We start from the raw sequence: 10,106 nt of genomic DNA, 5'->3' as shown, positions 1-10,106 counted from the left end.
CTGGGTTTCACCTTTGGCGGCGATGGCATACTCACCGATCGCAAAAACGCTTTCTTTTTTTGTATCGGCTTCCCGTAGCTCGAAGCGGTAACGCCATGCCTTCACTCCGTTGGGCTTGATTTCAAGGTACAGCCCCTTGCCGTCCGTGAGCTTGTAGGGCTTTTCCTTGGGCTTGGCGGTTCGGCATTGAGTGTCGGTCAGCATGGTTTGGTCTCCGGGCTTTTGTCGTACCCGGTTTTTATATACCCGGTTTCGGCATCGTACCCGGTAGCGTACCCGGTTAAATTTCGGATCACAACGAATCGTCGTGGACGTTGCTGGATAAAAAACCCCCGTATCACGGCGTGAGTACGGGGGTTTAGTGTTCATCAGTGTCCGCCGGAATCCGGCGTCCGGCTTAGACGTTAAAGCGGAAGTGCATGACGTCACCGTCCTTGACGATGTAGTCCTTGCCTTCCAGGCGCCATTTACCGGCTTCCTTGGCGCCGGCTTCGCCCTTGTACTGGATGAAGTCGTTGTAGGCGATGACTTCGGCGCGGATGAAGCCTTTCTCGAAGTCGGTGTGGATCACGGCGGCAGCCTGGGGGGCGGTGGCGCCGACCTTGACGGTCCAGGCGCGGACTTCCTTGACCCCGGCGGTGAAGTAGGTCTGCAGGTTGAGCAGTTCGTAGCCGGCGCGGATCACGCGATTGAGGCCGGGTTCTTCGAGGCCCAGGGCTTCGAGGAACATGTCTTTTTCTTCGCCATCGTCCAGTTCGGCGATTTCCGCCTCGATCTTGTTGCACACTGGCACCACGGGCGCGCCTTCGGCATCGGCGATGGCCTGCACCACGTCGAGCAGCGGGTTGTTGTCGAAGCCGTCCTCGGCGACGTTGGCGATGTACATCACCGGCTTGCTGGTGAGCAGGTGGAAGCCTTTGATCAGTTGCTTCTCGTCGTCGCCCAGGGTCTTCATCAGGGTGCGCGCCGGCTTGCCCTCGCTGAAGTGCGGGATCAGCTTCTCCAGCAGGGCTTTCTGCGCGACCGCATCCTTGTCGCCGCCCTTGGCGTTGCGTTGCACCTTGTACAGCTGCTTCTCGACGCTGTCGAGGTCGGCGAAGATCAGCTCGAGGTCGATGATCTCGATGTCGCGCTTGGGGTCGACGCTGTTGGATACGTGGATCACGTTGTCGTCCTGGAAACAGCGCACCACGTGGGCGATGGCGTCGGTCTCGCGGATGTTGGCGAGGAACTTGTTGCCCAGGCCTTCACCCTTGGAGGCGCCTTCCACCAGGCCGGCGATGTCGACGAACTCCATAGTGGTCGCCAGCACGCGCTCGGGCTTGACGATCTCGGCCAGGGCATCCAGGCGCGGATCGGGCATGGGGACTATGCCGCTGTTCGGCTCGATGGTGCAGAAGGGGAAGTTCTCCGCCGCGATCCCGGATTTGGTGAGGGCGTTGAACAGGGTGGACTTGCCGACGTTGGGCAGGCCGACGATGCCGCAGTTGAATCCCATGGTGTGTCCCTCGCGCGAAATGGCGGTGAAGAGTTAAGAGGAGGCTTTCTGGCTGTGCAGCTTGAGCATGGCTTTGCTCCAATCCCCTGCGAGGATTTCCGGCAATACGCCGAGGGCGAAGTCGATGCTGGTGTCCAGCAGCTCCTGCTCGCTGCGCGGGGCGCGGCTGAGGACGAAGTTGGAGACCATGCTGCTGTGCCCGGGATGGCCGATGCCAAGCCGCAGGCGATAAAAATTATTTTGGTTGCCGAGCTGGGCGATGATGTCGCGCAGCCCGTTATGCCCGCCGTGCCCGCCACCCTGTTTGAGTTTGGCGACGCCGGGGGGCATGTCGAGTTCGTCGTGGGCCACCAGAATGGCTTCCGGCGGGATGCGGAAGAAATTCGCCAATGCCGCCACGGACTGGCCGCTACGGTTCATGAAGGTGGTGGGGATCAACAGGCGAACGTCGCGGCCTTGATGGCTGATTTTACCCGTCAGGCCAAAATACTTTTTGTCGAAGCTCAGGTTGATGCGCTGGCTGTCCGCCAGGCGCGCAACGAAAAGGGCCCCCGCATTATGCCGGGTCTGGTCGTATTCGGGGCCGGGATTACCCAGGCCGACGATCAGTTGTACGGCGGTCATGTCAGGAGCCCTTTCGTGGAAATAGCCCAGACGCTGCTGCGGCTGGGCTGTTTTCCGGCGGTGCGAGAGTTACTCGGCAGCGCCTTCACCTTCTTCTGCGGTGACATCTTTGGCGACGCGCGAGGCGTGGATGTTGGCCACTGCCAGGTCGTTGCCGTGAGCCAGTGCAACCAGCTCGACGCCCTTCGGCAGCTGGAGGTCGGACAGGTGAACGATCTGACCGATTTCAACGGCAGCCATGTCGACTTCGAGGAATTCCGGCAGGTCATTCGGCAGGCAGGAAACTTCGACTTCAGCCAGGGTGTGGGACACTTCGCCACCTTGGGTCTTCACGCCAACCGCGGTTTCCTGGTTGAGGAAGTGCAGGGGGACGAGGGCGGTCAGTTTCTGGCCGGCGACGACGCGGATGAAGTCGGCGTGCATCACGTAGCCTTTGGCCGGGTGACGCTGCAGGGCTTTGATCAGGACGCTTTCGTTGCTGCCGGCGACGTTCAGGGTCAGAACGTGGCTGAACGAGGCTTCGTTTTCCAGCAGTTTGGCCAGTTCTTTGGCCAGCAGGCTGATCGACTGCGGGGCTTTTTCGCCACCGTAGATGACAGCGGGAACCATGGCTACGTTACGACGCAGGCGGCGGCTCGCACCTTTCCCCAGGTCGGAACGCACTTCAGCATTCAGGGCAAATTCAACAGTCATTTCACTTCTCCAAAATAACCAAACCGCCCTTCACGCTTGCGACCAGCGACCGGACGGTTAGGTAATAAGCCCCACCAAGACAGTGGGGCGTTTCGCGTTCAGGGCGACTTCCGGGTTAGCGGAACATCGCGCTGATCGATTCTTCATTGCTGATGCGGCGCACCGCTTCAGCGACTACCGGGGCGATATCCAGTTGGCGAATGCGCGAACAGGATTGCGCGGCGGCGGACAGCGGGATGGTGTTGGTCACCACCAGCTCGTCGAGCATGGAGCTCTCGATATTCTCGATGGCGCGACCCGACAGTACCGCGTGGGTCGCATAGGCGAAGACCTTGGCGGCGCCGTGTTCTTTCAGCGCTTTGGCCGCGTGGCACAGGGTGCCGGCGGTATCCACCATGTCGTCGACCAGGATGCAGGTACGGCCTTCCACGTCGCCGATGATGTGCATCACTTCGGACTGGTTGGCTTTCTCGCGACGCTTGTCGATGATCGCCAGGTCCACGCCCAGGGACTTGGCCACGGCGCGCGCCCGCACCACGCCACCGATGTCCGGGGAGACGATCATCAGGTTGTCGAAGCGTTGGTCTTCGATATCGTCCACCAATACCGGGGAGCCGTAGATGTTATCTACCGGAATATCGAAGAAACCCTGAATCTGATCCGCGTGCAGGTCGACGGTAAGAACCCGGTCGATGCCTACGACGGTGAGCATGTCGGCCACCACTTTGGCGCTGATTGCCACGCGGGCGGAACGCGGACGGCGATCCTGGCGGGCATAGCCGAAGTAGGGGATAACAGCGGTGATTCGAGTCGCTGAGGAGCGGCGGAAGGCGTCGGCCATCACCACCAGTTCCATCAGGTTGTCGTTGGTTGGCGCGCACGTCGGCTGAATCAGGAAGACGTCTTTACCGCGGACGTTTTCGTTGATTTCAATCATGATCTCGCCGTCGGAAAATTTTCCGACAGAAGCATCGCCGAGGGGGATGTGCAGCTGACGTACGATACGTCGCGCCAGATCGGGGTTAGCGTTCCCCGTAAAGACCATCATCTTGGACACGCGCAGTACCTGCCGGCTGAGGGTATACCTGGATGAGTATAGAAAATGGCAGGGGCGGCTGGATTCGAACCAACGCATGGCAGGATCAAAACCTGCTGCCTTACCGCTTGGCGACGCCCCTGTATCGTGTGTAACCCAATGCTGCTTGTCAGTTTATCGCTGCCCTGGGGCAGTAATGGCAGGGGCGGCTGGATTCGAACCAACGCATGGCAGGATCAAAACCTGCTGCCTTACCGCTTGGCGACGCCCCTGTAACTGATGCTACGCATTCACTTCTTTGCCAATACTTCAAGCTCGCGGTGCAACATCGAGATGTTACGACCTTGTGCCACAAAACTTGGCAGAGTGGCTGGAAGTTGGCGGGCGACTTTATCAGCATCGGCCCTGTTTGGGAAGCTCCCAAACACACAAGCTCCAGTCCCAGTCAGTTTTGCCGATACAAATTTATTCAATAAGATCAGCGCATTACGTACTTCTGGGTAACGCTTCTCGACGACTGGCTGGCAGTCATTACGACTACCCCCCTCAAGAAGGCTGCGAACTTTAATGGGCGGCGTATCCCGTGTCAACTCAGGGTCGGAGAAAACTTCCACAGTGCTGACAAGGACTTGCGGAATAGCCACGAGAAACCAGGGCTCGCTGAGGGTCACCGGGGTGAGTTTTTCACCCACGCCTTCGGCGAAGGCGGCGCGGCCGCGAACGAAAACCGGTATGTCGGCGCCCAGGCTCAGGCCCAGGCTGGCCAGGCGATCTTCGTCCCAGCGCAGTTGCCAGAGGTGGTTGAGGCCGAGCAGGGTGGTCGCCGCATCCGAGCTGCCGCCGCCAATCCCGCCGCCCAGGGGCAGGCGCTTGTTCAGCCAGATGTCGGCGCCGAGCGCGCAGCCCGCCTGCTGTTGCAGAGCGCGGGCGGCGCGCACGATCAGGTTGCTGTCGTGAGCCACGCCGGGGATGTCGCTGTGCAGGCGGATTGTGCCGTCGGCGCGCGCGGCGAAACCCAGTTCGTCGCCGAAGTCGAGGAACTGGAACAGGGTCTGCAGCTCGTGATAGCCGTCGGCGCGGCGGCCGAGGATATGCAGCATCAGATTGAGTTTGGCCGGCGCCGGCAGCCTCAGTTCGACTGCGGCGGGGATTGCCGGCGGGCTCATTGGCCGAGCTGGCGCGGTTGCCAGTCCTTGATCACCAGGGTGACCTGCAAATCGTGACCGCTCAGCTTGAGGCGCTCGGGCAACCAGTAGCCATCCTGCTCGGCATAGCGCAGGTAGTCGACCTGCCAGCCGTCCTGGCTCAGCTGTGCCAGGCGGCTGTCGCGGTCGAGAGTCAGGCGGCTCTTGCTGTCGGGGTCGGGCAGGCCGCGAATCCACCACAGCAGGTGCGAAACCGGCAGGTTGAGGCCCAGTTGTTGCTGCAGCAGTTGTTCGGGCGAGGCGGCCTGGTAGCGGCCCTGGTTGGCCACTTCCAGGAGGATGGTGCCGGGGCGCCCGGTCAGGCGTGCGGCGCCGCGGCCGAGCGGGCCGGACAGGCGGATGTCGTAGTAGTCCTGGCGCTGCAGCCAGAACAGGGTGCCGCTGCCGGAATCCTGCGGGGCGCGAATGCCGACCTTGCCGCTGATCTGCCAGGCATCGAGGCTGCCGATCTGCTGTTTGTGGCTTTGCCAGAGTGCCGGGCTGCCTTCGCCCTCTAGGGCTTCGCGGGAGGTCAGACCGGCACAGCCGGCGAGCAGGGCAATCAAGCTGAACACGAGGAGTTGGCGAACAAACATCAAAACGTCTCTGATCCGGTCAGGCGCAGCAGGGTGCTGCGCAATATAGTGCTGTCGGGCTGTTCCTTGAGGGCGTTGGCCCAGACCTTGCGCGCCTCGCGCTGCTTGCCCCGGGCCCAGAGCACTTCGCCGAGGTGGGCGGCGACTTCATGGTCGGGGAAGCGCGCCAGTGCCTGACGCAGCAGGCGTTCGGCTTCGTCGAGGTTGCCCAGGCGATAGTTGACCCAGCCGAGGCTGTCGAGAATCGCCGGATCCTGCGGGTCGAGGCGCAGGGCTTGTTCGATCAGCGCCTTGGCTTCGTCGTAGCGCGTGGTGCGGTCGGCCAGGGTGTAGCCCAGTGCGTTGAGCGCCATGCTGTTGTCCGGTTCGCGTTCGATAATGAAGCGCAGATCCCGCTCCAGCAGCTCCAGATCGTCGCGTTTCTCGGCGAGCATGGCGCGGGTGTAGAGCAGGTTGAGGTCGTCGGGGAATTGTTCCAGTGCTTGCTGCACCAGTTGCCAGGCCTGCTCGTGCTGTTCGTGGCTGGCCAGGGCTTCCGATTCGATCAGGTAGAGCTGGATGGCGTAGTCGGGCTGCGCGGTACGGGCCTGGCTCAGGCGTTTGGAGGCTTCCGCCGAGCGCTTGCTGTCGAACAGCAATTGCGCCTGGCGCGCCTGGGCCGGGAGGAAGTCATTGCCGGGGCCGACCAGGGCATATTCGATCAGGGCGCTGTCCTTCTCGCCGAGGGCTTCGTAGGCACGTGCCAGGTTGTAGTGGGCGGCATCGACGTGGCTGTCGCGCTCGACCAGCTCTTCGAGGTAGACGATGGCCTCGCGCCAGGCTTCGGCCTCCAGGCAGACCAGGGCGAGGGAGAAGCGCAGGTCGTCGTCCTGGGGGAACTGTTGCAGCAGCGAGGCGAACTCGCCTTTGGCATCGTCCAGGCGGTCTTGCTCGACCAGCAGGCGCGCATAGGTCAGGCGCAGGCGTCTGTCGTCGGGGTGCTGGCGGATGCCTGTTTCCAGCAGCGGCAGGGCTTCGGCACCGCGCTCAAGGCCTTGCAGTAGGCGTGCGTGGAGCAGCAGTGGGGGGATTTCGTCCTGGTTGGCCGACTGTGTTTCGAGCAGCTCGAGGGCTTCCTGCGGGCGATCGTCCTGCTGCAGGAGCAGGGCTTTGCCGAATAGTAACTGGCCGTTGTCCGGAAACTTGCCGAGCAGGCGATCGAAGCTTTGCAGCAGTCCGGCGCGGGTATCCGGATCGGTTTCGAGGGCGGACAGGGCGAGGAAATCGAAGTGCGTGTCGCCTTTGCGTTGCAGCACGCGCTCCATATAGGCCATGGCTTCATCATAGCGGCCGGCGCGGGCCAGCTGAATGGCGGCGGCACGCTGGGCGTCGAGGCTGTCGGGGGCATTTTTTGCCCAGATCAGCGCGGTATCCAGCGCTGCTTGCTCGGCGCCGAGGTATTCGGCAATGCGGAACCCGCGCTCGGCCACGCCGGCGTCCTGGGTCGCCTGGGCCTGCTGCACGTAGTTGTCGATGGCGATGTCGAAGCGGTTGCGCTGCCCGGCCAGTTCGGCAGTGAGCAGGGCGAGCAGGGTTTCCTGGCTGAACGAAGCATAAACCTCGGGCTTCTGCGCTTCTGTTGCAGCCGAGGCCGCCTCCGCGGGTGGTGCGCCGTCTGGCGCGGAGGTGGTAAATGTCTGGCAGCCGCCTAACAAAGCAAGGGCGGCCAGCAACGCGAATGATCTATTCATAGAGAGAAGTGCGACTAACCTGCGGTCGGAGCATCATGACACAAGCCGTAGGGCAAGCCCATGGGGTGAGATGCTGTGAAAAATCGCTTGCCTGTTACAACCGTCGTCGGGCGACTGCAACTGCGATATTTTCACAGCCTCTGCGGTCTGATAGCGGGTTGGCGACTAGTTGAGACAATATTCGGCGGTGGTTGTTCTCACTCTGTCGAAGTAGGACAATTGCGCGCTTATCTTCCTGCCAGCGACTGTGCATGACCTTCATTGCCCTCGGGATCAACCATAAAACCGCTTCGGTGGCGGTGCGCGAACGCGTGGCTTTTTCCCCGGAACAGCTGGTCGAGGCCTTGCAGCAGCTCTGCCGGTGCACGGCCAGCCGCGAGGCGGCGATTCTGTCGACCTGCAACCGCAGCGAACTGTACCTCGAGCAGGACGTGCTGACCGTCGATGGCGTGTTGGTGTGGCTGGCCGAGTACCACCAGCTCGACCTCGACGAGTTGCGCGCCTGTGCCTATGTGCTCGAGGACGATGCCGCGGTGCGCCACATGATGCGCGTGGCCTCGGGGCTGGATTCGATGGTCCTCGGCGAGCCGCAGATTCTCGGCCAGATGAAGTCCGCCTACGCAGTGGCGCGCGAGGCCGGCACCGTCGGTCCGCTGCTCGGGCGCTTGTTCCAGGCCACCTTCAGCACCGCCAAGACCGTGCGCACCGATACCGCGATCGGCGAGAATCCGGTGTCGGTGGCGTTTGCCGCGGTGAGCCTGGCCAAGCAGATCTTCAGCGACCTGCACCGCAGCCAGGCGCTGCTGATCGGTGCCGGCGAGACCATCAGCCTGGTGGCGCGGCACTTGCACGAGCAGGGGGTCAAGCGCATCGTCGTGGCCAACCGCACCCTGGAACGCGCCAGCAGCCTGGCCGAGCAGTTCGGTGCGCATGCGGTGTTGCTCTCGGAAATTCCGGACGAACTGATCAACAGCGACATCGTCATCAGCTCCACCGCCAGCCAGTTGCCGATTCTCGGCAAGGGCGCGGTCGAGCGGGCACTGAAAAAGCGCAAGCACAAGCCGATCTTCATGGTCGACATCGCCGTGCCGCGCGATATCGAGGCCGAGGTCGGCGAGCTCGACGACGTCTACCTGTATACCGTCGACGACCTGCACGAAGTGATCGCGGAAAACCTGAAAAGCCGCCAGGGCGCCGCGCAGGCGGCCGAGGAACTGGTCGCCGTGGGGGCCGAGACCTTCATGCTGCGTCTGCGCGAGCTGGCTGCGGTGGATGTGCTCAAGGCCTATCGCCAGCAGGGCGAGCGCTTGCGTGACGAAGAATTGGCCAAGGCCCTGCGCCTGCTCAATAACGGCAGCGTGGCCGAGGAAGTGCTGGTGCAGCTGGCACGCGGGCTGACCAACAAGCTGCTGCATGCACCCAGCGTGCAGCTGAAAAAACTCTCTGCCGACGGTCGCGTCGATGCGCTCGGCGTGGCCCAGGAACTCTTTGCCCTCGATGAGGGCGCGCCGTCCAGTTCGGTGAATAAATAAAGGCCTGCAATGAAAGCGTCACTGATCAACAAACTCGACATGCTGCAGGACCGCTTCGAAGAGCTGACCGCGCTGCTTGGCGATGCCGAGGTGATCGGCAATCAGAACCAGTTCCGAGCTTACTCCCGCGAATATGCCGAGATCGAGCCGGTTAATAGCGCGTTTCGGGCGTTTCTCCGGGTGCAGGCCGATCTCGAGGGGGCTCAGGCGCTGCTCAAGGACAGCGACCCGGACATGCGTGAAATGGCCGAGGAAGAAGTCGCCACGGCCAAAGAGAAGCTGATCGAACTGGAAGACGACCTGCAGCGCATGTTGTTGCCCAAAGACCCCCGCGACGGCCGCAACGTGTTCCTCGAAGTACGCGCCGGCACCGGTGGCGACGAGGCGGCGATCTTCTCCGGCGACCTGTTTCGCATGTATTCGCGCTACGCCGAACGGCGCGGCTGGCGGGTCGAGATACTCTCGGCCAGCGAAGGCGAGCACGGCGGCTACAAGGAAGTGATTGCCCGGGTCGAAGGCGACAATGTCTACGGCAAGCTCAAGTTCGAGTCCGGCGCCCATCGCGTACAGCGCGTGCCGGAAACCGAATCCCAGGGCCGCATCCACACCTCGGCGTGCACCGTGGCGGTGTTGCCCGAGCCGGACGAGCAGGCCGACATCGACATCAATCCGGCCGACCTGCGTATCGATACCTACCGCTCTTCCGGTGCCGGCGGTCAGCACGTCAACACCACCGACTCGGCGATCCGTATCACCCACATTCCCACCGGTACCGTGGTCGAATGTCAGGAAGAGCGTTCGCAGCACAAGAACCGCGCGCGGGCCATGGCCTGGCTGGCGGCAAAACTGAAGGACCAGCAGGACGCCGCCGCGCACAAGGAAATTTCCGATACGCGCAAATTGCTGGTGGGCTCCGGCGACCGTTCCGAACGCATTCGCACCTACAATTTCCCCCAGGGCCGGGTCACCGACCACCGCATCAACCTGACCCTGTATTCGCTCAATGAAGTGATGGCCGGCGGCGTCGACGCGGTGATCGAGCCGCTGCTCGCCGAATACCAGGCCGATCAGTTGGCCGCGTTGGGCGATTGATCTGCTGCGGATAACCGATACCTTGTAGGGTGGCAAGCGCCGCGCGCTTGCCCACCCTACGACTCTCCACCAGACGAATGTCATGGCCACCATCGAAGCCCTGCTCAACACTGCCGAACTG

10 protein-coding genes and 2 tRNA genes are annotated in these 10,106 nt (G+C 62.4%); 2 read left to right on the top strand and 10 right to left on the bottom strand.

Features of this window, described 5'->3' with window-relative positions:
- The 10 genes from ABZE94_RS17005 to ABZE94_RS16960 all read right to left on the bottom strand — a co-directional run.
- A partial coding sequence (locus ABZE94_RS17005) for an Arm DNA-binding domain-containing protein (RefSeq protein ID WP_372876732.1) occupies positions 1-204 on the bottom strand: 204 nt, incomplete at its 3' end.
- Between the two features lie 193 nt (positions 205-397).
- Positions 398-1,498, bottom strand: coding sequence for a redox-regulated ATPase YchF (ychF, locus tag ABZE94_RS17000; RefSeq protein WP_372876730.1), 1,101 nt, complete (start codon positions 1,496-1,498; stop codon positions 398-400).
- A gap of 33 nt (positions 1,499-1,531) precedes the next feature.
- Complete coding sequence (gene pth, locus ABZE94_RS16995) at positions 1,532-2,122, bottom strand: aminoacyl-tRNA hydrolase (protein WP_372876728.1); 591 nt, start codon at positions 2,120-2,122, stop codon at positions 1,532-1,534.
- Between the two features lie 69 nt (positions 2,123-2,191).
- Positions 2,192-2,815, bottom strand: coding sequence for a 50S ribosomal protein L25/general stress protein Ctc (locus tag ABZE94_RS16990; protein WP_372876726.1), 624 nt, complete (start codon positions 2,813-2,815; stop codon positions 2,192-2,194).
- 115 nt (positions 2,816-2,930) lie between these two features.
- Entirely contained in the window at positions 2,931-3,872 is a 942-nt protein-coding gene (locus tag ABZE94_RS16985) for a ribose-phosphate pyrophosphokinase (RefSeq protein WP_372876724.1), read from the bottom strand.
- Between the two features lie 46 nt (positions 3,873-3,918).
- A tRNA-Gln gene (locus tag ABZE94_RS16980) sits at positions 3,919-3,993 on the bottom strand.
- 55 nt (positions 3,994-4,048) lie between these two features.
- Positions 4,049-4,123, bottom strand: a tRNA-Gln gene (locus ABZE94_RS16975).
- Positions 4,124-4,141: 18 nt separating this feature from the next.
- Complete coding sequence (gene ispE, locus ABZE94_RS16970; protein WP_372876722.1) at positions 4,142-5,017, bottom strand: 4-(cytidine 5'-diphospho)-2-C-methyl-D-erythritol kinase; 876 nt, start codon at positions 5,015-5,017, stop codon at positions 4,142-4,144.
- The gene (lolB, locus tag ABZE94_RS16965; RefSeq protein ID WP_372876720.1) at positions 5,014-5,631 is read right to left on the bottom strand and encodes a lipoprotein insertase outer membrane protein LolB; all 618 of its coding nucleotides are present in this window, start codon (positions 5,629-5,631) and stop codon (positions 5,014-5,016) included. The genes ispE and lolB overlap by 4 nt, the downstream gene beginning before the upstream one ends.
- Entirely contained in the window at positions 5,631-7,361 is a 1,731-nt protein-coding gene (locus tag ABZE94_RS16960) for a tetratricopeptide repeat protein (RefSeq protein WP_372876718.1), read from the bottom strand. The genes lolB and ABZE94_RS16960 overlap by 1 nt, the downstream gene beginning before the upstream one ends.
- A gap of 251 nt (positions 7,362-7,612) precedes the next feature.
- On the opposite strand from ABZE94_RS16960, the gene hemA reads away from it, so the two are divergent.
- Entirely contained in the window at positions 7,613-8,893 is a 1,281-nt protein-coding gene (hemA, locus tag ABZE94_RS16955; RefSeq protein ID WP_372876716.1) for a glutamyl-tRNA reductase, read from the top strand.
- A gap of 9 nt (positions 8,894-8,902) precedes the next feature.
- The gene (prfA, locus tag ABZE94_RS16950) at positions 8,903-9,985 is read left to right on the top strand and encodes a peptide chain release factor 1 (protein WP_372876714.1); all 1,083 of its coding nucleotides are present in this window, start codon (positions 8,903-8,905) and stop codon (positions 9,983-9,985) included.
- The last annotated feature ends 121 nt before the right edge of the window (positions 9,986-10,106 follow it).

Origin of the sequence: Pseudomonas sp. (genome assembly GCF_041601375.1) — a bacterium.
Lineage (GTDB): Bacteria > Pseudomonadota > Gammaproteobacteria > Pseudomonadales > Pseudomonadaceae > Aquipseudomonas.
Note: the sequence above shows the minus strand (reverse complement) of the source record. Positions and strands in the feature narration are given on the sequence as shown.

What these genes read in the sequence shown, in the direction of transcription:
- ychF (WP_372876730.1), bottom strand. Translation starts at nt 1,498, where the DNA reads ATGGGATTCAACTGCGGCATCGTCGGCCTGCCCAACGTCGGCAAGTCC.
- pth (WP_372876728.1), bottom strand. Translation starts at nt 2,122, where the DNA reads ATGACCGCCGTACAACTGATCGTCGGCCTGGGTAATCCCGGCCCCGAA.
- ABZE94_RS16990 (WP_372876726.1), bottom strand. Translation starts at nt 2,815, where the DNA reads ATGACTGTTGAATTTGCCCTGAATGCTGAAGTGCGTTCCGACCTGGGG.
- ispE (WP_372876722.1), bottom strand. Translation starts at nt 5,017, where the DNA reads ATGAGCCCGCCGGCAATCCCCGCCGCAGTCGAACTGAGGCTGCCGGCG.
- lolB (WP_372876720.1), bottom strand. Translation starts at nt 5,631, where the DNA reads ATGTTTGTTCGCCAACTCCTCGTGTTCAGCTTGATTGCCCTGCTCGCC.
- ABZE94_RS16960 (WP_372876718.1), bottom strand. Translation starts at nt 7,361, where the DNA reads ATGAATAGATCATTCGCGTTGCTGGCCGCCCTTGCTTTGTTAGGCGGC.
- hemA (WP_372876716.1), top strand. Translation starts at nt 7,613, where the DNA reads ATGACCTTCATTGCCCTCGGGATCAACCATAAAACCGCTTCGGTGGCG.
- prfA (WP_372876714.1), top strand. Translation starts at nt 8,903, where the DNA reads ATGAAAGCGTCACTGATCAACAAACTCGACATGCTGCAGGACCGCTTC.